This window comes from Pseudomonas sp. MONT-RG-20F-20-E-7-02, from assembly GCF_022662395.1.
Classification (GTDB): Bacteria; Pseudomonadota; Gammaproteobacteria; order Pseudomonadales; family Pseudomonadaceae; genus Aquipseudomonas.
Genome location: NZ_JAKNQN010000001.1, coordinates 119,874 through 141,502 on the forward strand (window position 1 = coordinate 119,874; position 21,629 = coordinate 141,502).

Below are 21,629 nucleotides of genomic sequence, written 5' to 3' on the forward strand. Positions count from 1 at the left end.
TCACCGCCCCTTGCCGGGCGGGCTACGGCATAACCGTCTAACCGCATGAAAATTCTGAAAAAAACCTTTGCCATCAGAAAGGCTTTCGACTACATTAGCGCGCCTCGACAGACTGAACTGGTTTGACGAGATACGGTGAAGTGTCCGAGTGGCTTAAGGAGCACGCCTGGAAAGTGTGTATACAAGAAATTGTATCGAGAGTTCGAATCTCTCCTTCACCGCCACATTCTACAAACGCAAACCCCCGGTTTTCCTAGAGAAAGCCGGGGGTTTGTGGTTTTTGGCGTGTGGAAAAAGGGCGATATGGGAACATTCATGGGAACGCCACCGGCGATTCCGAATTGATGCGCCCGCCGGGGAAGCATCCAGAATCTTATTGCGTCTGGGATAACAGATGCCGTGCCGCTATTTAAGTTGCTCCGCAGCATCATCGACGGAGAGACCAAAGAAAACATGCTTGCGAATCCGCGATGAGCACTTCAGCAACTCTGCCAGCATTATTTGTTTTTTGAAATCACACCCACCATGTATTGATTTAAGTCGCGCAGATCATTAATCGTCCAAGCGTGCGGCGGTACTTTCACACCATTCTCTCGCAACGTTCTTGGAATCAAGTCTCCATTGGGGCGAAGTATGACCGACGATACGATAACGCCTGGATAATCATTGAGGCGCTTCTTGAAGGCAGGTGTTGTGAGATTAGGTGTCGGCGGGTTGCTCTTGTTCGCTAATGGTCCTGTTCCCTTGATATCAGCTCCGTGGCACATGACGCATCGCTGTAAGAACAGGTTTTTTCCATTGGTTTTTTCCGCGAAGGACAGGGGTGTTTGGATGAGCGTTAACATTCCCAGCGTTGCGATGAACACTATTTTCATTTTTATAGGGGCTTGTTGTTTGAGTCAGGGCTGAATCGAGGGGAATCCCGCAGGTTCCATTACACCTCAGTGTATAGGCGAGCCCTTGAATTCTAAAGCGAGGGACGTGGCGTCAAATACGAGACAAACAAAACCCCAGGTTTCGGCAGAGACCTGGGGGTTGTGGCGTTTGAAAACGGAGCGTTCTTAGATCATACGCGCGGCATGTCCATCCGCCGCGCTATGACATCCAGTAGGTCACAGCCGTCGCGCAACGGGATTGAGCAGAGCAGGGCAAAGTCGCTGAGTACAACTGCATCACTACTTATTTCACTACGTAGTGCAAGGTTCTCAAGAACTTGGGTGACAGCCCGAAGCCGACAACTTGCGGCGTCGAGGAGTATTTCCAGTGGCACGGTGGTATCGATAAAAAGGGCTGGGGTGGCGCTGTCGTTGCTGGTAAGTGCTATGTATTGGTTCATGTGTGGAACTCCGGTTGTCAGAGGATAGCAACCACACATTTGTCGCCAAACAAAAGGGTGGCAGCTGTACGCAGGTTGGCGAACCGGGACAATCGGAAAAACCGGCAGACCCGAAGGTCTCCCGCGCACAGCTACCGTTGAGCAGCTTATTGCGCGCAGAAGCATCCCGCAAATACGCGTGGACGTTTCTTTCGATTTATCGTCGAGTCGCCAAACCCGTTCGCCATATTGGCGACCGCGTGACTATAGGCTTGGCGATTTTGAAGCGGCAGGCCGAAGCTTCTGAATGAGATGTAGGACGTTGCTCAAACTGATTTGTCTAGCGCACGATCCCCCAGCCTCAATGCCGATGCCCATGTTCCGTTGCCTCATACAGATGCTCATGCGCATGCCGTCGGATTACGCCTGCACGTACACCCATGCAGTCAGGCCCGAAGCCAGCGCCACGGACACGCGTTTGTAGTCCGACACTTCATAGGCATCCGCCGCTGCCAGTTCCTGCTCGTTGATCTGAAAGACCATGCCTTCAACGCTGGCGGCCTTTTCCTCGGTCGGCGCAACGATCGGGTGGTGGGTCTTGCCGCTGGTGGCCAGTACTTCGGGGTCGGTGATTTCTACCCAGCCTTGCGAATAGCCGAGCATGGCGTCGTGCTGCCCGACTAACTCTCGGCCGAAGTTGGCCAGTTGCACGGCCTTGTCCTGCAAGGTGCCGTAGGAAAACAGCAGCACGGGAAATTGGGTGGAGGGTTGCATGGGTATTCCTTAAGCGAGTAAGTCTTCGTAAAAAGCGCCGTAGGGCTTGCTCGGGTGGGCAATCTGGATTTCCAGAGTCCACAGCCCGGCATTCGGGCAGTGCTTGAAATCGCCATGCGGTGGCCCTTGATGTCGAGGTTGAGTCGCCAGCCATGGCCTGTTTCTCGGCGTAGCGGTACAGCTCGGGCTTCTTTGGGTTATGCGGTTACCGGGATGTCCTCGGGTTGAACGGCGTTGTGCGTTTTACTATATAGCGAGGTGACGGAGAGCCCAATCCTGAAAACACTGGAGAATGAAGGTGGGAGCTGGCTTGCCTGCGATAGCGGTGGCACAGCAGACATTAATGCTGCTTGACCCGCCGCCATCGCAGGCAAGCCAGCTCCTACATTTTTAATCGTGTTCCGTTTGTTAGAGGTGTAGCCAGGCCAGGGTGCCCAGTACTACGGCTACGCCGCCGGCGGTGTAGGACATGCGTTTTAGCCATTCCTTGCGCGTGAGCAACGTAATCGCCGCTAACGAAATCGCGATCTGAATCGCGGTCATCGCCTGGGCCCAGCGGTGGTGCTGGTGCAGGGCTTCTTCGGATTTTTGATCCCATTCCTTGGAGGTGGCCTCAAGCTTTTCGGCCTGCTTGCGTACTTCTTCCTTCTGGCCTTTGTAGCGTTCGATCTCATCCTTGTAATGCGCGGCATCCACGCCGGGAATGTGCGTGGCCAGTTCCGCCAGGTTCTGGCGGCTGGATTTGGCCTGGTAGTAGTTCCACTGGTTGGCGGCTTCGGTCTTGATGATGGCGGCGTTGTTTTTGTCCATCGCCGCTTCGCTTTCGGTGGAACCGGCCTGGTAGCTGAGCATGGCGCCGAGGGTGGCCATCAGTGCGGTCATCACGGCGATGCGGCTGGCGAAATTGTCACCGCGGCCGTGGGCATGTTCGGTGGTGTGTTCGATGTGTTTTTCGTGGGGGCTGGGGACTTCGAAGGCTTCGGACATGGGGGCGTCTACGAACGGAATGAGGGAGACTGATTCTTTACCAGTGAAGCTGTCTCAAGCCTGTACGTAACGCTGCAAACCCACGACCAACGCATCAAAGGTCACCCGGCAGCGCGGGCTGTTGCGCAGGTCTTCGTGCATGGTCACCCAGGTGTCCATCTTGAACGCGAAACCTTCAGGCAGCACCCGCCGCAGGCGTGGGTCCTGCTTGGCCAGTTGCACCTGGCAGCCGCCGATACCGGCACCCGCGCGGATCAGCGCCAATTGCGCCAAGTCGCTGTCGCTGCTGATGGCAAAGGCGCTGCGTTCAAAGCCCTTGATGGCCAGGCTGCGGATAAACGCGTTTTCCTGGTCGAAGCCGATCACTGAGTGGCTGACCAAGTCCTGCATTTGAAGTGGGATGCCGTGTGCTTGCAGGTAGTCGTCATGGGCATGCAGGCCCACCTCAATCAAGCCGACGCGTCGCGCCAGCAGTTGTTCCTGGCTGGGGCGCACCATGCGCACGGCGATGTCGGCTTCCAGTTGCAGCAGGTCGCTCAGGCGGTTGGTCAGGATCAATTCAACGCGCAGGTGCGGGTGCTGGCGGCGCAGTTCGGTGATGATCGGCGGCAACACCTCCACGCCGACCACTTCACTGACGGAGACCCGCACCACGCCGCGCACTTCATCGCCCTGTGAGGACGCCGCGCGTTCGAGGGCGGCGGCGGTGCGTTCCATGGTTTCGGCGTGGGCGCGCAACGTATGAGCGACGGCAGTGGGCAACAGCCCGGTAGGTGAGCGGGTGAACAGCACCACGCCCAGCGCCGTTTCCAGCGCAGCAATGTGCCGGCCGACCGTGGGCTGTGTGATGCCGAGCTGCCGTGCGGCCCCCGACAACGAGCCTTCCTTCAGTACGCCGAGGAATGACCGGTAAAGCTCCCAACCAATATTCGCTGCCATGCATAAATGTATAGCGGCTGGATGCTCTTCGGCAATTTATCTATAGCGATGCCGCCCACAAAATGGCTTCACCAACACAGTAGGAGAAGGTCATGGGCAAGGTTCTGGTATTGGGTGCTACGGGCGGGATTGGTGGCGAAGTGGCGCGGCAGATGAGCGCGTCGGGCTGGGAGGTGTGTGCGTTGACCCGGGATGTGGACAAGGCCCGGCGTGAGAACTCGACCTTGTCCTGGCTTAAGGGCGACGCGCTCAATCGTCAAGATGTGCTCGCTGCTGCCCGTGGCTGCGCGGTGATCGTGCATGCGGTCAACCCGCCGGGTTATCGCAACTGGGCTGAGCTGGTATTGCCGATGATCGACAACAGCATTGCGGCGGCCATCGCCGAGGGCGCGACCATCGTGTTGCCCGGTACGGTCTACAACTTCGGGCCGGACGCCTTTCCTGTGCTGCACGAAGACTCGCCGCAGCACCCGCAAACGCGCAAAGGTGCGATCCGCGTGCAGCTGGAGCAGCGTTTGGAGCAGGCTTCCCGCCAGGGCGCGCGGGTGTTGATCGTGCGCGCCGGGGACTTTTTCGGTGCTCGGGTGGCTAACAACTGGTTTGCCCAAGGGCTGGTCAAGCCCGGCAAGCCGGTAAGCGCCGTGAGTTATCCGGGCGTTCCCGGTGTGGCACATCAATGGGCGTACCTGCCGGATGTGGCGCGCACTCTGCTTGAGTTGATTGAGCGGCGGGCAAACCTTGATGCGTTCGCGCGCTTTCATATGGCGGGGCACGTGGACACCGATGGCAGGCAGATGACCCAGGCGATCCAGCGTGTGGTAATGCGTAGGACGGGCCATCAACCCCGCGTAGGTCGCTTCCCGTGGTGGTTGATGAAATTGATGGCGCCCTTTGTCGTCACTATCCGCGAGATGCAGGAGATGCGTTACCTGTGGCAAACACCGCTGTTACTCGATAACAGGCGACTGGTTGCGACGTTGGGGCGGGAACCGCACACGCCGCTGGAACAAGCGGTGGAAGCCACATTGGCCGACCTGGGCTGCCTGCCTACGACCGCCTGATCAGGCGTACATACACCGCGAGATTGATCAGCAACACCAGCGCCCCGAGCACCAATTGAATGTTTGGGGTCAGCCCGGCCGGGTAGATCAGTGTGAGGATGTAGTGCTCGATAAACCCACCGCCATAACCGTCCTGCCCGGCGAGGTGGCGTAGCAGGTTTTCCCATTGGGTCAGCGGGCAGGGCAGGTGGAACACTTCCACGGCCACACCCCAGGCTGCAGCGGGCAGGTGCAGCCACATCACCGGCCGCCATTTGAGCGCCAGCAGCCCGCCGAACAGCACGAACAGGATGAAACACAGGTGAAACAGCACCAGGCTGTCGGCGGCGACGCGATAGAGCATGTGTGGGTTCGCTTTTAAGGTTGGCCGGCTTCAGGCGCCGTGGTTTTCCAGCTGATTTTAACGTGTGGCTGAGGTAAATGAGGGCGCGGATTTTCCTGAGTAACGCTATAGCTCCAGTTGAGTGGCCTTAATGCCAAACGCCTTGGCTATCTTTTCCCGCGTTGCCCGGCGAGGTTTGTTCACCGCTTCTTGTTGGGCGAAAGCGGATTGTGAAATTCCCAGGCGGTTGGCGACTTCTATCTGGGTCAAGTTCAGGTGCTCGCGCCAGGCGCGGATGGGGCTGACCCCATCGATAATCAGGCTTACGACTTGATACGGAATAAGGTGGTTTCTGCCTTGCTGTGCGAGGTATTGCCCATAAGGGATAACCACAAATGCAGGCTTGCCTTCCAGGTCATTGATGACTTGTATGTGGGGGGACGCACTGATCATGTTTTTCCTGCTTAAGCCTTATTTAAGGCTTATGTTTTGATAAGGCTTTAACAAGTTTTTACGGCCTTTTTTGCAAATACACTAAGCCGGGTGCCTTCCAACGTTAGCCTGTCTCCCGAGGCCAACTGATCGAAGCTGTTGCTGCATGTAAGCCTTACTTCGCAAACGTTACGACGCGCGCGTTTGCCCACCACTGACTTGGCGTAGTTGATCCGTGTGGTTATCAATACCGAGCCGCAAAGGTTGCTTGCAGGCAACCTGGGCCGCTATTGTGCTGAATCCTTTTAGTCCTTCTCCCAAGGTTCTGTTGTGATGAATGCACCGCGTACTGCAGTCGGTCCAATCAAGGCCGTGATTTTCGATATGGACGGCTTGTTGCTGGACACTGAAGGCATCTACACCGAAGTTACGCAGATCATCGCCGAACGTTACGGCCGCACTTATGACTGGGGCATCAAGCAACACATCATTGGCCGTGGCGCCCAGGACCTGGCCGACTACGTGGTCAAGGCACTGGACTTGCCGATTACACCGGCTGAATTTCTCGAAATTCGTGAACCGCTGATGAGCGAGCGGTTCCCCAAGGCCCTGGGCATGCCCGGCGCCGAAGCGCTGGTGCGGCACTTGAAGGCGCACAACATTCCAATCGCGGTGGGCACCAGTTCGTCGCGCAATTCGTTTGGCCACAAGACCACCTTGCACCGCGAATGGTTTAGCCTGTTCGGCACCATCGTGACGGCTGATGACCCGGAAGTCGGTGCCGCCAAGCCTGCGCCGGACATCTTCCTCACCGCCGCACGCCGCCTGGGCGTGGCGCCAGGAGACTGCCTGGTGTTCGAAGATTCGCCGTTCGGCGTAACCGCCGCGAAGGCCGCCCACATGACCGCCATCGCCGTGCCGGATGAAGCCATGGCCGACAGCAAGTACGCGCACGCCGACCAGATCATCCGCAAACTCGCAGACTTCGACCTGGCCGCCTACGGCCTACCCCCTTTTCCCTGAATAAACAGGGACAAAAAAGGTAGGAGCTGGCTTGCCTGCGATAGCGTCCTCAAGAGCGCCATCGCAGGCAAGCCAGCTCCCACAGTGAGTTTTGCTGTTCTCCAGAACCCTTAGGCGCTGAAAACACCATCAATGGTCAAGCTTGCACCAGTGATATACCCAGCCTCAGGCCCCGCCAGATACGCCACAAAACTCGCAATCTCCTCCACCTGCCCATAACGCCCCACCGCCATCAACCCAATCAACGTCTCGGCAAATTCACTGTTCGCCGGGTTCATATCCGTGTCCACCGGCCCAGGTTGCACGTTGTTTATCGTAATGCCCCGTGGCCCAAGGTCCCGCGCCAAACCCTTGGTCAACCCCACCAGTGCCGCCTTGCTCATCGCATACGGCCCACCACCGCCGAACGGCATGCGCTCGGCATTGGTGCTGCCGATGTTGATCACACGGCCGCCTTTACTCATATGTTTTGCCGCTTCCTGGCTGGCGATAAACACGCTGCGCACATTGATCGCCAAGGTCTGGTCAAAATCTTCCAGCTTGAAATCTTCCAGCGGCGCGATAGCCAATACACCGGCGTTGTTCACCAGGATATCCAGGCGCCCAAAGGCTTCGACGGTGGCGTTGACCGCATTGCGAATCGCCGTGGCATCCGCGCTGTCGGCTTGAATGGCCAAGGCTTTGCCGCCTGCGTCGATCACGCTGTTTTGCAATTCTTCGGCTTTTGCCGACGAGCTGACGTAGGTAAAGGCGACGGCTGCGCCTTCTGCGGCCAGGCGCTTGACGATGGCGGCGCCTATGCCGCGGGAACCGCCTTGAATCAAGGCAACTTTGCCAGTGAGGTTGTGTGTGGTCATGTCGATCTCCAGGTAGTTGATGAGTCGAGTATCGACCCCACCCCGCCAGCCCGGTAGACCGTGATTGCTATAGTCTGTGTAAACCAAAAGTTAAGAGTGGGGCGATATGGAAAGCTTTGGCAGTATCGAATGCTTTGTGCGCAGCGCCGAAGGCGGCAGCTTTGCCGAGGCAGCCCGGCACTTCAGCCTGACCCCGGCGGCGGTAGGTAAAAGCGTTGCCAAGCTGGAAGCGCGCCTGGGTGTGCGGCTGTTCCAGCGCAGCACGCGCCGGCTGACCCTGACCGAGGCCGGCAAGCTGTTCCTCGACGAAGTCAGCGGTAGCCTCACCACCATCCAGAACGCCGTGGCCAACCTTGCCAGCGCCGAAGGGCGGCCGGTTGGCACGCTCAAGGTCAGCATGGGCACGGTGTTCGGCAATCGTTATGTGGTGCCGCTGCTGGGGGAGTTTATGCGGCGCTTTCCGGATATCAGCCCGGACTGGCATTTCGATAACCGCCAGGTCGACTTGATTGGCCAGGGCTTCGATGCGGCTATCGGCGGTGGTTTTGAACTGCCGCCGGGGGTGGTAGCGCGCAAGCTGACGCCGGCGCACCGGGTGCTGGTGGCGTCCCCTGAATACCTGGCGCGACGCCTGCCGGTGCAGGCGCCCGAAGATTTATCGCGGTGTCTGGGCATCCTGATCCGCTCTCCGCAAACCGGCCGCGTGCGCTCTTGGCAGCTTACCGGCCCGGAGCGTGAGCAACGCCCGTTGGTGCTCAAGCCCGGCATGACCATGAGCGACTCCGAAGCCGCCTGTTGCGCCAGCGCCCAAGGCCTGGGTATTGCGCTGGTGAGCATGCCGATGGCGCTGCCGTTTCTCGACAGTGGCGCGGTAGTCAGGGTGTTGCCGGAGTGGTACGTCGACGATGGCAACATCTCTATCTACTACGCCGAACACAAACTACTGCCCGGCAAAACCCGGGCGTTTGTGGATTTCATCATCGAGCAGTTCGCCGAGCAGCGGTGGGGCCAGCGATTCAGCGCGGTTCAGGCACGGCTGTAGACCGCGGCCAGCCAATAACCTTCTTCGGCCGCGGCGTCGCATAAGTCCTGATCTTCGACGTCGACAACCCCAGCCGCACCAGCGACTCAGCAATTGTCACCGCCGCCGTCACCCCATCCACCACCGGGACACCCGTACGCTGGCGAATCTGCTCATCCAGCCCGGCCATGCCGCCGCAGCCGAGGCAGATCACCTCGGCCTTGTCCTCGCGGATGGCCAGTTCCGCCTGGCGCACGATCGCTTCCATGGCGGCCAGCGGATCCTCTTCCAGCTCCAGCACGGCCATGCCACTGGCGCGCACCGAGGCACAGCGCTGGTAGAGGCCAGCAAGTTTCAACCGGTCTTCGATCAGCGGCATGGTACGATCCAGCGTAGTCACCACCGAATAGGCATGCCCCAAAAACATCGCTGTGCTGGCTGCCGCTTCGGTGATGTCCACTACCGGCACGTTCAACAATTCCTGCAAGCCTTCACGGCCATGCTCGCCATAACCAGCCTGGATTACCGCATCAAACGGCTGGTCGTAAGCCATCACTCGGTCCATCACCGCAATGGCCGCCAGGTAGCTCTCAAAATTGCCCTCCACCGACTCGGCGCCAAAGTACGGGGTGAGCCCGACGATCTCGGTGCCGGGTGCGGCCACGGCCCGCGCTTGTTGGGCGATGGTTTCGGTGATGGATTCGGTAGTGTTGACGTTGACCACGAGGATGCGCATGGAATGTCCTTGGTTAGTGACTGACGTTATCGACTGCAATGCTTTCGCCGCTGATATCGGCGTAGAACGGCTGACGCTTGGCGATCAACAGGTACAGCAGCCCTGCAATACCGGCGCCAAACAGCCAGGAAAACGGTGCGACGCTGGCAAAGCCGGGCAGCAGCGCCAACAGAATCGCGATCACCGCCGCAGGAATGAACGCCGCGACCGCGCGTAAATTAACCCCACGGCTGTAGTAATAAACGCCATTGGGGTCTTCGCTATACAGCTGCAAGACATCCACCTGGCTTTTACGAATCAGCCAGTAATCGACCATGATTACCCCGTACAGCGGCCCCAGCAGTGCGCCCAGGCCGGAGAGGAAATACACAATCACCAGCGGGCTGTTGTAGAGGTTCCACGGCAGGATCAGCACCGCCAGGGTGGCGCTGATCAATCCGGCGCGGCGAAAATTCAGGTACTTGGGCGCCAGGTTACTCAGCACAAACGCGGGTGCGACGAAGTTGGCCATGATGTTCACCGCCACGGTGACGATCAGGAACGCCAGGCAGCCCAGCACGAGGAAGAAGGTATTGGGGATGGCCGCGATGATTTCGGTCGGGCTTTCGATCACCCGGCCATTGAGCTGGAACTGCCCGCCACAGAGCAGCACGGTGATGGCGGCAAACACCAGGATGTTCACCGGCAAGCCCCAGAAGTTGCCGACCAGGATGGTCTTGCGGCAGGGCGAGGAACGAGCAAAGTCGCAGAAATTGAGGATCAGCGTGCCGTAGATGGTCAGCCACAGCGCGCCACCGGCAAAGATATTGCGCCACATCTCACCGCCACTCAGCGGCTCGCGGATCGACCAGGCAATATTGCCGCCAACCTGGAAGTACATCCAGCCGGCCAGCGACGCCACCGTTACCAGGATCACCGGCCCGGCGAATGCTTCATAGCGGCGCACCATTTCCATGCCGTACGCTAGGATCACCAGTTGCACAAACCATATCGCCACAAAACACGCCCAGCCCAGGGTCGACAGGCCGAGGATTGAGTTGTGGTCATAGTCGCCAAAGCCCGGGTGAATCGCCGACAACAGCACGCAAAAAACCACCGAAGCCAAGTAGGTCTGGATCCCAAACCAGGCAATCGCAATCACCGCGCGAATCAACGCCGGAATCTGCGCACCGTGAATGCCGAAACTGATGCGGCTGATAACAGGGAACGGCACACCGGTCTTCTGGCCCATAAACCCCGACAAGTTCATGAAGAAGTACACCAGCGCCGCGCCGATGCCCAGCGACATCAAAATCTGCCAGCCGCCAAGTCCCAGCGCATACAAGCCGATGGCAAATGAATAGTTGGCGATGTTGTGCACGTCATTGGTCCACAGCGCAAAGATGCTGTAGCGGCCCCAACGTCGGCCTTCGACCTTGGTGGGCGCCAGGTCTCTGTTATGCAGGCGCGGGCTGAGTACCAGCGGGCCGGGGCCTGGCGCCTCGGGGTTCAGGGCGGAGGAGGGCAGATCCAGTGCGATGTTATTCGAGAGGCTTGTACGCATTCCGGCAGGCTCCGGCGCATCCGCAAGAGCGTTGCAGATGGCAAAGTGTATGTATGTTTTGTATTTATTGTATACAAAGCGTAATTCACCTTAAGCCACATGCGTGCCAGTTTTCGATCTATAAAAACTGTGGGTAATTTCGTTTTTTCTGATGAATAAAATAACTAGCTGAATTTAAAGCAATATAAATTGACCGTTTGAACAGGTATTTATTTTTGGACGGGGAGGCGCTCTATCGGAAAGGCAAACAGCACACGAGGATGGGTGTTACGTTTTGGTGCGTAAAAATATGAATTGCACACATAAATGGCACCGATAGTTACATAGGTGTGTACAAAATTTGTGCCCCCCCACAAATCAAAATGTGGGAGCGGGCTTGCTCGCGAATGCGGTCTATCAGCCAACCATTCATTGACTGACACACCCTCATCGCGGGCAAGCCCGCTCCCACATTTTTACTGCAACAGACCTCAGGCCTTGCTGATGATATTCCCAGCATGCAGCCCACATTCCTTCTGCGTGGCTTCCTCCCACCACCAGCGGCCTTCACGCTCATGCTGGTTCGGCAATACCGGGCGGGTGCACGGCTCGCAGCCGATGCTGATAAACCCGCGCTCATGCAGGCTGTTATACGGCAGCTCGAGCATGCGGATGTAACCCCAGACTTCCTCGCTGGTCATCTGCGCCAGCGGGTTGAATTTGTACAGGGTGCGTTCCGGCGTGGAGAACGCCGTATCGATTTCCAACGCCGCCACCTGGCTGCGGGTGCCGGGGCTCTGGTCACGGCGTTGGCCGGTAGCCCAGGCACTTACGCCGGACAGCTTGCGACGCAGCGGTTCGATCTTGCGCACGCCGCAGCATTCGCCATGGCCATCCTTGTAGAAACTGAACAGGCCCTTTTGCTTGACGAAGGGCTCCAGCTTGCTCTGGTCCGGCGAGATCAGTTCGATGTCGATCTTGTAGAACTCGCGCACCTGCTCGATAAACCGGTAGGTCTCCGGGTGCAGGCGGCCGGTGTCGAGGCTGAACACCTTGACGTTCTTGTTCAGCTTCCAGGCCATGTCGACCAGTACCACGTCCTCGGCACCGCTGAAGGAAATCCACAGATCATCACCGAACTGGCTGAACGCCAGCTTGAGAATGTCCTGGGCGGATTTGTTGGCATAAGTCGTGGCGAGTTCAACGACGTCGAAGGCTTGGTTCATCAGGACGGTTCCTACAGGTCAGTGGCGCTGAGCGCTCTATAGGGAAGCGATGGTATCAAATCCGCCCTGCGTTGCGGCGGCCAGCTTGAGTCGCTAGAGTTCGGCAGTCCTTTTGCTCGCTCAACTAACAACATCTAATGGGAGTGTCTTGTGGAAATTGCCTGTCTCGACCTGGAAGGGGTGCTGGTTCCGGAAATCTGGATCGCCTTCGCCGAAAAAACCGGTATTGAATCCCTGCGCGCCACCACCCGCGACATTCCCGACTACGACGTGCTGATGAAGCAGCGCCTGCGCATCCTCGATGAACACGGGCTCAAGCTTGCCGACATCCAGGAAGTGATCGCCACCCTCAAGCCACTGGTCGGCGCCGTCGAGTTCGTCAACTGGCTGCGCGAGCGTTTCCAGGTGGTGATCCTGTCAGACACCTTCTACGAGTTTTCCCAACCGCTGATGCGCCAGCTGGGCTTCCCGACCTTGCTCTGCCACCGCCTGATTACCGACGAAAATGACCGCGTGGTGAGCTATCAGCTGCGTCAGAAAGACCCCAAGCGCCAATCGGTGCTGGCGTTCAAAACCCTCTACTACCGCGTGATCGCCGCCGGCGATTCCTACAACGACACCACCATGCTCGGTGAAGCTGACCGTGGGATTCTGTTCCATGCGCCGGAGAATGTGATCCGTGAATTCCCGCAGTTCCCGGCGGTGCATACGTTTGAGGATTTGAAAAAAGAGTTCATCAAGGCGTCGAATCGGGCGTTGAGCCTGTAAGTTTCTCAGCGCTGTTGTTGGCCCCATCGCAGGCAAGCCAGCTCCCACATTCGATCGGGTTCACACCGTTCAACCTGTGGGAGCTGGCTTGCCTGCGATGGGGCCAGTACAGCCACTGCAATTTCCCGTCAGGCCCCAGCCAGCAACCGCTCATAAGGAATACTCAACCCTTCATGCAGACGCTTGATCATCGCCAGGCTCAGCTTGCGCTTGTGATTCAGCACTTCAGAAACCCGCCCGCTCGTGCCTATAAACGGCTCAAGGTCACGGGCGGTCATGCCTAACTGCTCCATGCGAAATTTAATCGCTTCCACCGGGTCCGAAGGCGGCATTGGATAATGTTCCGCCTCATACTTCTCAATAAGTACGGCGAGGATTTCCAGCTCGTCACCTTCTGGTGAGCCAATCTCCGCGCCCCATAGCTGCTCGACGCGTGCGAGCGCCGCAGTCAGGTCTTCCTGGGAATGAATAGGTCTTATGTTCATTACACGGTCTCCGCGTTGATCCGGTCGTAGTGCGCGTGGGTTCCCACGAAACGTATGAACCCCAGCTGTCGCTGATAATCGATCGCCATGATCACTCGATACTTGTTGCCGCCCACGTTGAATACAACCCTGCCGCCTTTGAGAATGCTCGCTGTTCTGAGCGCTGCCTTGAGTGCTTGTGGCGTTGAATACGTGGTCTTTTCCATATGCCGATACAGCTCGACCAGCGGCGTTTTTGCATCGCAATAAGCGGGATGGCTTTCCCAGAATATTCGGAAGGTGGAGAGCGCGATTATCCGCATTGCTGCCACCTCCCATTTCGGGAGATATTAGGTGCGGCTCGATGGATATGCAATCGCGGAAATAATTTCTGACGAGTTGGCAGTCGTTTCATGTGATCCTTCACAGTCGGCGGTGGACGGTCAGCCGGACGCTATCGCCCAGCCGGTAGTCCGTCCACGACCGTTCTGATTCAGGCTTTTTCTGACCGGGGCTTTAACGTCCGAAAGCCACGCAGCGCCAGGCGCTACAGGCTTTCCAGGGTTTGTAACAACACCCGCACTTTGGTCAGCGACTCCTGATACTCCGCCTCCCACTGCGAATCCGCCACGATCCCGCCGCCGCCCCAGCAGCACACCTGCCCGTCCTTCACCAACAAGCTGCGAATCGCGATGGAACTGTCCATCTCGCCGCGCACGTCCAGGTACATCAGCGAGCCGCAGTACAGCCCGCGACGGGTCGGCTCCAGCTCATCGATGATCTGCATCGCACGAATCTTCGGCGCGCCAGTAATGGAGCCGCCAGGGAAGCTGCCGGCGATCAGGTCGAGGGCGTCTTTGTCGTCGGCCAACTCACCGGTGACGCTGCTCACCAGATGGTGCACGTTGGGGTAGCTTTCGAGGCTGAACAACTCCGGCACTTTTACCGAACCGGTGCGGCAGGTGCGGCCAAGGTCGTTGCGCAACAGGTCGACGATCATCAGGTTTTCGGCGCGATCCTTGGCGCTGGCCAGCAGTTCGGCGGCGTTGGCTGCATCTTCTGCGGGCGTCAAACCCCGCGGGCGGGTGCCTTTGATGGGGCGGGTTTCGACGCGGCGCTGGCTGATGTGTACAAAGCGCTCCGGCGACAGGCTCAGCACCGCGCCTTCATTCGGCAGGCTCTGGAACCCGGAAAACGGCGTCGGGCAGGCCTCGCGCAGGGCGCAGTAGGCCACCCATGGATCACCGATGCACGGCGCGCGAAAGCGCTGGGCAAAGTTGACCTGGTAGCAGTCACCGGCCTGGATGTAGTCCTGGATGCGCAAGATGGCCTGGCGGTAAGCCTCGGCGCTGAGGTCCGGCGCCATTGGGCCGCGAAGCGCGAAGCTAGCCGATGCTTCAGAGGCAGGCAGGCTGAACAGGTCGATCAGGCGTTGCCGTTCGCTGGCGGCCAGCGCCGGATGAAAAACCAACTGACTGGTGCGCGCCTGATGATCGCTGATCAGCGCCCAGGCATACAGCCCGAAGCGTGCATCCGGCAGGTGCAGGTCATCCACCGCCAAATGCGGCATGCGTTCCAGATGCCGGCCGAAATCGTAGCTCAGGTAACCGATCAAGCCGCCGGCAAAGGGCAGTTCCAAACCGGCGGGTAATGCCGCCTCACCCAGCTGCGTCAGGTTTTCGCGCAAGCGCTGCAGGAAATCACCACCGCTTTCGTCAGGCCGTACCGTCAGCGTTTCCAGCGGCCAGGCACTGAGCAGGTCATAACGCCCACGCTCGGCAGCCGGGCGGCCGCTGTCGAGCAGCACCGCGCCGGGGGCATGGCGAATCGCTGCGAAATAGTCGGCGGGGTTGGCCCGGTAGGGCAGCGGGTGTACGGAACAGGTCGACATGCGGGGTGGATCAGCTAATGGCGCGGGGGAGGGGATTGTAGTCCCCTGTAGGATTTGCTCCTAGAGGGGATGTTCGGTGATTAGTCGCTACTGATCGTTCCCACGCTCCGCGTGGGAATGCATACCGTGACGCTCTGCGTCACAGGCGGACTGATATCAACCTTCCACCGCAGGAATATGCCCAAACATCTCCTGCACAAACTTCACCCGCTCTTCCGGCGTTTCCGTCACGCCCGCAGCCTTCAGCTCCTCCAACCGCGCTTCCACCGCATGGGTACGCAACGTCAGGCCGCAGTCGTTGGCAATCTGAATATTCAGCCCCGGCCGCGCGTTCAGCTCGAGGATCAACGGGCCTTTTTCCTGGTCCAGCACCATGTCCACGCCGATGTAACCCAGCCCGCACAGCTCATAACAGCTGGCGGCCAACGTCATGAAACCGTCCCAGTTGGGCAGTTGCACGCCGTCTACCGCGTTGGTGGTGTCGGGGTGTTTGGTGATGATGTTGTTCAGCCAAGTGCCGCGCAATGTCAGGCCGGTAGCCAGGTCGACACCCACGCCAATCGCGCCCTGGTGCAGGTTGGCCTTGCCGCCGGACTGGCGCGTCGGCAAGCGCAGCATGGCCATCACCGGGTAGCCCATCAGCACGATGATGCGAATATCCGGCACGCCTTCGTAACTGATGCTCTTGAAGATCTGGTCGGGCACCACGCGGTATTCGATCAGCGCGCGGTCGCGGTGGCCGCCCAGGGAATACAGGCCAGTGAGGATGCTGGAGATCTGGTGCTCGATTTCTTCATGGCTGATGATCTTGCCGGACACCGTGCGATAGCGCCCTTCAAACCGGTCGGCGACCACCAGGATGCCGTCGCCGCCGGCGCCCTGGGCCGGCTTGATCACGAAGTCGCTGCGCCCACCGATGATGTCGTCGAGCTTGTCGATTTCCTTCTCGGTGGAAATGATCCCGTACATTTCCGGCACGTGAATGCCGGCCGCCATCGCCCGCTCCTTGGTGATGATCTTGTCATCCACAATCGGGTACAGGCTGCGCTTGTTGTACTTGAGCACGTAGTCGGCGTTACGCCGGTTGATGCCCATGATCCCCCGCGCTTCGAGGGCCTTCCAGGTTTTCCAGAAGCCGAACATTACGAATCAGCCTTGAGGAAAGCCTTGAAACGCACCAGCTCGGTCAGGCGGTAGCCGCGATAACGCCCCATGGCCAGCATGAAGCCCACCAGGATCAGCAGGATCGCCGGGAAGGTGAACACAAAGTAGATCAGCTCCGGCACGCTCATGATGATGTGCGCCAGCGAAGCGGCGAACAGCGTACCAATCGCCACTTTCAGCGCGTGGTTGGCGCCGCGTTCTTCCCAGGTGATCGACAGGCGTTCGATGGTCATGGTCAGGATCACCATCGGGAACAGCGCCACCGACAGCCCGCGCTCCAGGCCCAGCTTGTGGCTGAACAGGCTGATGGCCGCAATCAGCACCACCACGAAGGTCAGCACCACCGAGAGCCTCGGTAGCATCTGCAGCTTCAAGTGTTCCAGGTAGGACCTGAGCGACAAGCCCAGCGCGGTAATAATGGTGAACAGCACAATCCCGAAGCCCAGCTGCGTCTCGCGGAAGGCCAGGGCGATCAGCACCGGGGTGAAGGTGCCCAAGGTTTGCAGGCCGATCAGGTTGCGCAGGATCAGGATCACCAGCACGCCAATCGGGATCATCACCATGATCATGAAGGTCTGCTGGGTTTGCAGTGGCAGGCCGTACAACGAATATTCGAGAAAGTTGGCGTCGGTGTTTTCGTCGGTCAGCTTGGCCAGGCGAATCGCGTTCATTTCGCTGTTGTTCAGGCTGAACGTCACCATGGCTTTTTTGCCGCCATCCACCGTGATCAGGTTTTCATCGCCGGTCCACCACAGCAGGCGGTCGGCCGGCAGGCCTTGCTCGCCGGTTTCCGGGTTGAAGTACAACCAGTCATTGCCATTGAAGCTGCGCAGCCACAGCTCCGGAGTTTGCGGCTGATCGGCCACCAGGCGGATGGTGTGGACTTTTTCCACCGGCACATGGGCGATGGACAGCAATAACTCAACGATTTTGGCCTTGTGCGGCGTCGACGGGTCGCCCGCCAGCAGCAGCTTCACATTGTCGTCGTTGAGGTTATTGGTGCGCTTGATCGCTTCGGTAATAAACGTCTCGACGTCCGCCGAGTGCTGGCGGATCGGCGCCAGCAAGGCTTCGGCGGCGATTTTTTCCGGGCCTTCCACGGCGATGCTGTCGCGGAAGGTCGGGCCTTTGACCTTGACCTTTTCGCCGCTGTAACGCTTGGTCAGCACCAGGCGGTAATACAGTGTCTGGTTACCCTTGGCGCGGCGGGCCGACCAGGTGACCTTGCGGTTGCCATCGGTGCGGTTGACGCTCACGCCGTAGTTATTGGAGATGAAACTTTCATTGAGGCTGACGAAGTCGCGGCTCAGGGGCGGCACGAACATCGAAATTTTCACCGGGTCCTTGGGGTTGGCGACGAACTCGACCTTGGCGTCGATGTTCCACAGGTCGTCGGTGGCGTCCTCGGTGACGGGAATCCCCAGCACGAAAATCTGGTAGGCGGTGACCGAAATACCCAACACCACCAGGATGGTGATCAGGATTTTCAGGTGCAGGGTCAAAGAGCGCATTCGGTTTACTCGGCGGTAGGAGCGTCAGCGGCGCAGGCAGGTTTGCCCGCTGCGTATTTAAGACTGGGGTCGACCAGCGCATCAAAGCGTTTCAGCGCTTCGGAGCCGATCAGCAGCGGGTATTGGAATGCGCTGCGGTCAGTCAAGTTCACTTCGATGCTGCGTAAAGCGGTGCCCATGCAGATGTCCAGTGCAATCACTGGGCGGGCGGTGTAGTTCTTGTCCTCATCGGGGTCGTAGTCACCGGCGCGGCGCTTGATCTTGCTGACGCGGGCCAGAGGGCGTTCGATGGGGTGGGAATGGGCGGTGTCGATGGCCAGGTAAAAGCGTACCCAGGATTCACCGTTGCGCTTGAAGCGCTTGATGTCGCGGGCGCTCAACGAGGCGGTCTTGGCGCCAGTGTCGAGTTTGGCTGCCACTTCCAGGTCAATGCCGGCAAGTTTTGCGTATTCATTCAGGCCATACACGGTCTTCTCGGCGGCAACGCCAAGGCCCGGTAAGCACATAAGGCAACACATTAAAAGGAAGGGCTTGAGTCTCATAGATCCTGAGGCGGTGCAGTGCGATGTTTAATTCAAGGCGACTGGCATTGCTGCGCAAGCTCCCTCGTGCGCCGTTTCATCAAATGATGTCAGGCAAATGCGGCGGGCATTCTAACATGATGCTTTTTTGGCGCCAGCGCTGGCAGGCGGCCATGCCCCGAGAACGTGCAGAAGGGGTTATTAGAAGATTGTCGACAATGTGGATTTATTCTTTGACTATTAAGGGCTGATTGGCTAGTTTTTGCGGCATTGCTTTTAAAGGTGTCGACAATATGCTCGATCAAGCGGAAGCCTCCCTGGCGCCGTCAGACGATTCCCAGACAATGTCGGAGAACGTCTTCCGGCGTATCCAGGCCGCCATCGTCAAGGGCGAGATCGCCCCCGGCAGCAAGATTTCCGAGCCGGAACTGGCGCGCACCTATGGCATCAGCCGTGGCCCGCTGCGCGAAGCGATCCACCGCCTCGAAGGCCAGCGCCTGCTGGTGCGCGTGCCCCACGTTGGCGCTCGGGTCGTGTCCTTGAGCCATGCCGAGCTGATTGAACTCTATGAAATCCGCGAGTCTCTTGAAGGCATGGCCTGCCGTTTGGCCGCCGAGCGCATGACCGACGCCGAAATCGAAGAACTGCGCCAGGTGTTGCACACCCATGAACGTGACGAAGCGTTCCAGGCCGGCCTCGGCTACTACCAGCAGGAAGGCGACTTCGATTTTCATTACCGGATAATTCAAGGCGCCGGTAATCGCACCCTGACCCAAATGCTCTGCGGCGAGCTGTACCAATTGGTGCGCATGTACCGCATCCAGTTCTCCGCGACCCCCAATCGTCCACGCCAGGCCTTTGCCGAGCATCACCGCATTCTTGACGCGATCGCCGAGCGTGACGGTGAACTGGCCGAATTGTTGATGCGCCGGCATATCGGCGCGTCCAAACGCAACATTGCCCGTCACTTCCCGGACGGCGCTCCCCAATCACGAGGTGAGTCATGAGTTCGAACAATAAAACGACACCCGGCCAGCGTTTCCGTGACGCCGTCGCCAGCGAACACCCGTTGCAGGTGGTCGGTGCGATCAACGCCAACCACGCACTGCTGGCCAAGCGCGCCGGGTTCAAGGCGATCTACCTGTCGGGTGGCGGCGTCGCGGCGGGCTCTCTGGGCGTGCCGGACCTGGGCATCACCGGCCTGGATGACGTGTTGACCGACGTGCGCCGCATCACCGACGTGTGCGACCTGCCGCTGCTGGTGGACGTCGACACCGGTTTCGGTTCCTCGGCCTTCAACGTGGCGCGCACGGTCAAGTCGATGATCAAGTTCGGCGCCGCCGCCATCCATATCGAAGACCAGGTCGGCGCCAAGCGCTGCGGCCATCGCCCGAACAAGGAAATCGTGTCCCAGCAGGAAATGGTCGACCGCATCAAGGCCGCCGTGGATGCACGCACCGATGACAGCTTTGTGATCATGGCGCGCACCGACGCCCTGGCGGTCGAAGGGTTGGAGTCGGCGCTGGAACGCGCCGCCGCCTGTATCGAAGCCGGCGCCGACATGGTCTTCCCGGAAGCCATCACTGAGCTGGAGATGTACAAGCTGTTTGCCTCCCGTGTGAAAGCGCCGATCCTGGCCAACATCACTGAATTCGGCGCGACGCCGCTGTACACCACCGAACAGTTGAAATCTGCCGATGTTTCCATCGTGCTGTACCCGCTCTCGGCCTTCCGCGCCATGAACAAGGCCGCCGAGAACGTCTACACCGCGATTCGTCGCGACGGCACCCAGCAGAACGTGATCGACACCATGCAAACCCGCATGGAGCTTTACGATCGCATCGACTACCACACCTTCGAGCAGAAGCTCGACGCGCTGTTTGCCGCCAAAAAGTAACCCTGTGGCTCCCTAATAAATTCAAGATTGGAGAACGAACATGGCTGAAGCAAAAGTACTCAGTGGCGCCGGCCTGCGTGGCCAGGTGGCCGGGCAGACCGCACTGTCCACCGTGGGCCAGGCCGGTGCCGGCTTGACCTACCGCGGCTACGACGTGCGCGAACTGGCCGCCGATGCGCAATTTGAAGAAGTCGCCTACCTGCTGCTGTACGGCGAGCTGCCAACCCAAGCCGAACTGGCCGCCTACACCGCCAAACTCGGCAAGCTGCGCGACCTGCCCCAGGCGCTGAAAGAAGTGCTGGAGCGCATCCCTGCCGACGCCCACCCGATGGACGTGATGCGCACCGGTTGCTCGTTTCTGGGCAACATCGAGCCGGAGAAAGACTTCTCCGTGCAGCGCGACGTGACCGACCGCCTGCTCGCCGCGTTCCCGGCGATCATGTGCTACTGGTATCGCTTCAGCCACGACGGCAAGCGCATCGACTGCGTGACCGACGAGCCAAGCATCGGCGGCCACTTCCTGCACCTGCTGCATGGCAAAAAGCCGAGCGCGCTGCACGAAAAAGTCATGAACGTGTCGCTGATCCTCTACGCCGAGCACGAATTCAACGCGTCGACCTTCACCGCCCGCGTGTGCGCCTCGACCCTGTCGGATCTGTATTCCTGCGTCACCGCTGCCATCGGCTCCCTGCGCGGCCCGCTGCACGGCGGTGCCAACGAAGCGGCGATGGAAATGATCGAGCGTTTCGGCTCGGCCGAGGAAGCCGTCGAAGGCACCCTTGGCATGCTGGCGCGCAAAGACAAGATCATGGGCTTCGGCCACGCGATCTACAAAGACAGCGACCCGCGTAATGAAGTGATCAAGGGCTGGTCGAAAAAACTCGCTGATGAAGTGGGCGACAAGGTGCTGTTCCCGGTCTCGGAAGCCATCGACAAGACCATGTGGGAACAGAAGAAGCTGTTCCCCAACGCCGACTTCTACCATGCCTCGGCGTACCACTTCATGGGTATTCCGACCAAATTGTTCACGCCAATCTTCGTTTGCTCGCGGCTTACAGGCTGGGCCGCGCATGTGTTCGAGCAGCGCGCCAACAACCGCATCATCCGTCCAAGCGCCGAGTACATCGGCGTAGAACAGCGCAAGTTCGTGCCAATCGAACGTCGCTGAGTGGGATGAGCTGAGCACACTGGCCAATGT

Annotated in this window: 24 protein-coding genes, 1 tRNA gene and 1 pseudogene; 8 read left to right on the forward strand and 18 right to left on the reverse strand. The window is 59.1% G+C overall.

The genetic code is table 11. The features are described from left to right. Window positions 1-134 precede the first annotated feature (134 nt). Window positions 135-224: transfer RNA gene (locus L8I05_RS00580), tRNA-Ser, on the forward strand. 273 nt (window positions 225-497) lie between these two features. On the opposite strand, the gene L8I05_RS00585 is transcribed toward L8I05_RS00580, so the two are convergent. From L8I05_RS00585 to L8I05_RS00610, 6 genes and pseudogenes are all read right to left on the reverse strand, one after another. Continuing rightward, a complete protein-coding gene (locus tag L8I05_RS00585) occupies window positions 498-875 on the reverse strand; it encodes a c-type cytochrome (protein WP_242166828.1) in 378 nt (125 codons plus the stop codon). A 191-nt stretch (window positions 876-1,066) separates the two neighbouring features. Beyond that, window positions 1,067-1,336 carry a short-chain dehydrogenase gene (locus L8I05_RS00590; RefSeq protein ID WP_159959002.1) on the reverse strand — a complete coding sequence of 90 codons (270 nt, stop codon included), beginning with the start codon at window positions 1,334-1,336 and terminating at the stop codon, window positions 1,067-1,069. Window positions 1,337-1,735: 399 nt separating this feature from the next. Next, entirely contained in the window at window positions 1,736-2,089 is a 354-nt protein-coding gene (locus L8I05_RS00595; protein ID WP_242166830.1) for a gamma-glutamylcyclotransferase family protein, read from the reverse strand. Window positions 2,090-2,098: 9 nt separating this feature from the next. Next, a pseudogene (locus tag L8I05_RS00600) lies at window positions 2,099-2,276 on the reverse strand ((Fe-S)-binding protein); the annotation flags it as partial. Between the two features lie 221 nt (window positions 2,277-2,497). Beyond that, entirely contained in the window at window positions 2,498-3,076 is a 579-nt protein-coding gene (locus L8I05_RS00605) for a DUF4337 domain-containing protein (protein ID WP_177018702.1), read from the reverse strand. Between the two features lie 54 nt (window positions 3,077-3,130). Further along, window positions 3,131-4,015, reverse strand: a complete 885-nt coding sequence (locus tag L8I05_RS00610) for a LysR family transcriptional regulator (RefSeq protein ID WP_242166832.1) — start codon at window positions 4,013-4,015, stop codon at window positions 3,131-3,133. Between the two features lie 92 nt (window positions 4,016-4,107). Between L8I05_RS00610 and L8I05_RS00615 the strand changes: the two genes are divergently transcribed. After that, window positions 4,108-5,076, forward strand: coding sequence for an NAD(P)H-binding protein (locus L8I05_RS00615; protein ID WP_242166834.1), 969 nt, complete (start codon window positions 4,108-4,110; stop codon window positions 5,074-5,076). On the opposite strand, the gene L8I05_RS00620 is transcribed toward L8I05_RS00615, so the two are convergent. Beyond that, a complete protein-coding gene (locus L8I05_RS00620; RefSeq protein ID WP_242166836.1) occupies window positions 5,063-5,419 on the reverse strand; it encodes a DUF2784 domain-containing protein in 357 nt (118 codons plus the stop codon). The two genes, L8I05_RS00615 and L8I05_RS00620, sit on opposite strands and share 14 nt — an antisense overlap. Before the next feature lie 105 nt (window positions 5,420-5,524). Further along, window positions 5,525-5,851 carry a helix-turn-helix transcriptional regulator gene (locus L8I05_RS00625; RefSeq protein WP_159958992.1) on the reverse strand — a complete coding sequence of 109 codons (327 nt, stop codon included), beginning with the start codon at window positions 5,849-5,851 and terminating at the stop codon, window positions 5,525-5,527. Between the two features lie 312 nt (window positions 5,852-6,163). Between L8I05_RS00625 and L8I05_RS00630 the strand changes: the two genes are divergently transcribed. Continuing rightward, the gene (locus tag L8I05_RS00630) at window positions 6,164-6,853 is read left to right on the forward strand and encodes an HAD-IA family hydrolase (protein WP_242166838.1); all 690 of its coding nucleotides are present in this window, start codon (window positions 6,164-6,166) and stop codon (window positions 6,851-6,853) included. 110 nt (window positions 6,854-6,963) lie between these two features. Here the strand turns inward: L8I05_RS00630 and L8I05_RS00635 are convergent, their stop codons facing one another. Continuing rightward, entirely contained in the window at window positions 6,964-7,710 is a 747-nt protein-coding gene (locus L8I05_RS00635) for a 3-oxoacyl-ACP reductase family protein (protein WP_242166840.1), read from the reverse strand. A gap of 106 nt (window positions 7,711-7,816) precedes the next feature. On the opposite strand from L8I05_RS00635, the gene L8I05_RS00640 reads away from it, so the two are divergent. After that, window positions 7,817-8,752 (forward strand): LysR family transcriptional regulator, encoded by a 936-nt coding sequence (locus L8I05_RS00640; RefSeq protein ID WP_242166842.1) that lies wholly within the window; start codon window positions 7,817-7,819, stop codon window positions 8,750-8,752. On the opposite strand, the gene L8I05_RS00645 is transcribed toward L8I05_RS00640, so the two are convergent. From L8I05_RS00645 to L8I05_RS00655, 3 genes are all read right to left on the reverse strand, one after another. Beyond that, window positions 8,727-9,467: an aspartate/glutamate racemase family protein gene (locus tag L8I05_RS00645; protein WP_242166844.1), complete on the reverse strand. Its 741-nt coding sequence runs from the start codon at window positions 9,465-9,467 to the stop codon at window positions 8,727-8,729. The two genes, L8I05_RS00640 and L8I05_RS00645, sit on opposite strands and share 26 nt — an antisense overlap. A gap of 13 nt (window positions 9,468-9,480) precedes the next feature. Beyond that, window positions 9,481-11,010 (reverse strand): NCS1 family nucleobase:cation symporter-1, encoded by a 1,530-nt coding sequence (locus L8I05_RS00650; RefSeq protein ID WP_242166846.1) that lies wholly within the window; start codon window positions 11,008-11,010, stop codon window positions 9,481-9,483. A gap of 470 nt (window positions 11,011-11,480) precedes the next feature. Next, window positions 11,481-12,215, reverse strand: coding sequence for a phosphoadenylyl-sulfate reductase (locus tag L8I05_RS00655; protein ID WP_159958981.1), 735 nt, complete (start codon window positions 12,213-12,215; stop codon window positions 11,481-11,483). A 150-nt stretch (window positions 12,216-12,365) separates the two neighbouring features. On the opposite strand from L8I05_RS00655, the gene thrH reads away from it, so the two are divergent. Beyond that, the gene (gene thrH, locus L8I05_RS00660; protein ID WP_242166847.1) at window positions 12,366-12,983 is read left to right on the forward strand and encodes a bifunctional phosphoserine phosphatase/homoserine phosphotransferase ThrH; all 618 of its coding nucleotides are present in this window, start codon (window positions 12,366-12,368) and stop codon (window positions 12,981-12,983) included. Between the two features lie 128 nt (window positions 12,984-13,111). Here thrH and L8I05_RS00665 read toward each other — a convergent pair whose 3' ends face one another. The 6 genes from L8I05_RS00665 to L8I05_RS00690 form a co-directional block, all read right to left on the reverse strand. Next, window positions 13,112-13,468: a transcriptional regulator gene (locus L8I05_RS00665; protein WP_242166848.1), complete on the reverse strand. Its 357-nt coding sequence runs from the start codon at window positions 13,466-13,468 to the stop codon at window positions 13,112-13,114. Then, window positions 13,468-13,770, reverse strand: coding sequence for a type II toxin-antitoxin system HigB family toxin (locus tag L8I05_RS00670; protein WP_242166849.1), 303 nt, complete (start codon window positions 13,768-13,770; stop codon window positions 13,468-13,470). The genes L8I05_RS00665 and L8I05_RS00670 overlap by 1 nt, the downstream gene beginning before the upstream one ends. 224 nt (window positions 13,771-13,994) lie before the next feature. Then, a complete protein-coding gene (gene pabB / locus L8I05_RS00675; RefSeq protein ID WP_242166850.1) occupies window positions 13,995-15,338 on the reverse strand; it encodes an aminodeoxychorismate synthase component I in 1,344 nt (447 codons plus the stop codon). 156 nt (window positions 15,339-15,494) lie between these two features. After that, window positions 15,495-16,481: an alpha-L-glutamate ligase-like protein gene (locus L8I05_RS00680; protein ID WP_242166851.1), complete on the reverse strand. Its 987-nt coding sequence runs from the start codon at window positions 16,479-16,481 to the stop codon at window positions 15,495-15,497. After that, on the reverse strand, window positions 16,481-18,013 hold the full coding sequence (locus tag L8I05_RS00685) for an inactive transglutaminase family protein (RefSeq protein WP_159958969.1): 1,533 nt from the start codon (window positions 18,011-18,013) through the stop codon (window positions 16,481-16,483). The genes L8I05_RS00680 and L8I05_RS00685 overlap by 1 nt, the downstream gene beginning before the upstream one ends. Before the next feature lie 5 nt (window positions 18,014-18,018). Further along, a complete protein-coding gene (locus tag L8I05_RS00690; RefSeq protein ID WP_159958967.1) occupies window positions 18,019-18,555 on the reverse strand; it encodes an ATP-dependent zinc protease in 537 nt (178 codons plus the stop codon). A gap of 272 nt (window positions 18,556-18,827) precedes the next feature. On the opposite strand from L8I05_RS00690, the gene L8I05_RS00695 reads away from it, so the two are divergent. The 3 genes from L8I05_RS00695 to prpC are packed head-to-tail and all read left to right on the forward strand — an operon-like array spanning window position 18,828 to window position 21,599. Continuing rightward, on the forward strand, window positions 18,828-19,541 hold the full coding sequence (locus L8I05_RS00695) for a GntR family transcriptional regulator (protein ID WP_159958965.1): 714 nt from the start codon (window positions 18,828-18,830) through the stop codon (window positions 19,539-19,541). Then, window positions 19,538-20,431, forward strand: coding sequence for a methylisocitrate lyase (prpB, locus tag L8I05_RS00700; RefSeq protein ID WP_021491517.1), 894 nt, complete (start codon window positions 19,538-19,540; stop codon window positions 20,429-20,431). Before L8I05_RS00695 ends, prpB begins: the two co-directional genes overlap by 4 nt. Window positions 20,432-20,471: 40 nt before the next feature. Next, window positions 20,472-21,599 carry a 2-methylcitrate synthase gene (gene prpC, locus L8I05_RS00705; protein WP_177018717.1) on the forward strand — a complete coding sequence of 376 codons (1,128 nt, stop codon included), beginning with the start codon at window positions 20,472-20,474 and terminating at the stop codon, window positions 21,597-21,599. Window positions 21,600-21,629 lie beyond the last annotated feature (30 nt).

Bases quoted from the DNA above. Each gene is read 5' to 3' on its own strand.
- L8I05_RS00585 (WP_242166828.1), bottom strand. From the start codon at position 875: ATGAAAATAGTGTTCATCGCAACGCTGGGAATGTTAACGCTCATCCAA.
- L8I05_RS00590 (WP_159959002.1), bottom strand. From the start codon at position 1,336: ATGAACCAATACATAGCACTTACCAGCAACGACAGCGCCACCCCAGCC.
- L8I05_RS00595 (WP_242166830.1), bottom strand. From the start codon at position 2,089: ATGCAACCCTCCACCCAATTTCCCGTGCTGCTGTTTTCCTACGGCACC.
- L8I05_RS00605 (WP_177018702.1), bottom strand. From the start codon at position 3,076: ATGTCCGAAGCCTTCGAAGTCCCCAGCCCCCACGAAAAACACATCGAA.
- L8I05_RS00610 (WP_242166832.1), bottom strand. From the start codon at position 4,015: ATGGCAGCGAATATTGGTTGGGAGCTTTACCGGTCATTCCTCGGCGTA.
- L8I05_RS00615 (WP_242166834.1), top strand. From the start codon at position 4,108: ATGGGCAAGGTTCTGGTATTGGGTGCTACGGGCGGGATTGGTGGCGAA.
- L8I05_RS00620 (WP_242166836.1), bottom strand. From the start codon at position 5,419: ATGCTCTATCGCGTCGCCGCCGACAGCCTGGTGCTGTTTCACCTGTGT.
- L8I05_RS00625 (WP_159958992.1), bottom strand. From the start codon at position 5,851: ATGATCAGTGCGTCCCCCCACATACAAGTCATCAATGACCTGGAAGGC.
- L8I05_RS00630 (WP_242166838.1), top strand. From the start codon at position 6,164: ATGAATGCACCGCGTACTGCAGTCGGTCCAATCAAGGCCGTGATTTTC.
- L8I05_RS00635 (WP_242166840.1), bottom strand. From the start codon at position 7,710: ATGACCACACACAACCTCACTGGCAAAGTTGCCTTGATTCAAGGCGGT.
- L8I05_RS00640 (WP_242166842.1), top strand. From the start codon at position 7,817: ATGGAAAGCTTTGGCAGTATCGAATGCTTTGTGCGCAGCGCCGAAGGC.
- L8I05_RS00645 (WP_242166844.1), bottom strand. From the start codon at position 9,467: ATGCGCATCCTCGTGGTCAACGTCAACACTACCGAATCCATCACCGAA.
- L8I05_RS00650 (WP_242166846.1), bottom strand. From the start codon at position 11,010: ATGCGTACAAGCCTCTCGAATAACATCGCACTGGATCTGCCCTCCTCC.
- L8I05_RS00655 (WP_159958981.1), bottom strand. From the start codon at position 12,215: ATGAACCAAGCCTTCGACGTCGTTGAACTCGCCACGACTTATGCCAAC.
- L8I05_RS00665 (WP_242166848.1), bottom strand. From the start codon at position 13,468: ATGAACATAAGACCTATTCATTCCCAGGAAGACCTGACTGCGGCGCTC.
- L8I05_RS00670 (WP_242166849.1), bottom strand. From the start codon at position 13,770: ATGCGGATAATCGCGCTCTCCACCTTCCGAATATTCTGGGAAAGCCAT.
- pabB (WP_242166850.1), bottom strand. From the start codon at position 15,338: ATGTCGACCTGTTCCGTACACCCGCTGCCCTACCGGGCCAACCCCGCC.
- L8I05_RS00680 (WP_242166851.1), bottom strand. From the start codon at position 16,481: ATGTTCGGCTTCTGGAAAACCTGGAAGGCCCTCGAAGCGCGGGGGATC.
- L8I05_RS00685 (WP_159958969.1), bottom strand. From the start codon at position 18,013: ATGCGCTCTTTGACCCTGCACCTGAAAATCCTGATCACCATCCTGGTG.
- L8I05_RS00690 (WP_159958967.1), bottom strand. From the start codon at position 18,555: ATGAGACTCAAGCCCTTCCTTTTAATGTGTTGCCTTATGTGCTTACCG.
- L8I05_RS00695 (WP_159958965.1), top strand. From the start codon at position 18,828: ATGCTCGATCAAGCGGAAGCCTCCCTGGCGCCGTCAGACGATTCCCAG.
- prpB (WP_021491517.1), top strand. From the start codon at position 19,538: ATGAGTTCGAACAATAAAACGACACCCGGCCAGCGTTTCCGTGACGCC.
- prpC (WP_177018717.1), top strand. From the start codon at position 20,472: ATGGCTGAAGCAAAAGTACTCAGTGGCGCCGGCCTGCGTGGCCAGGTG.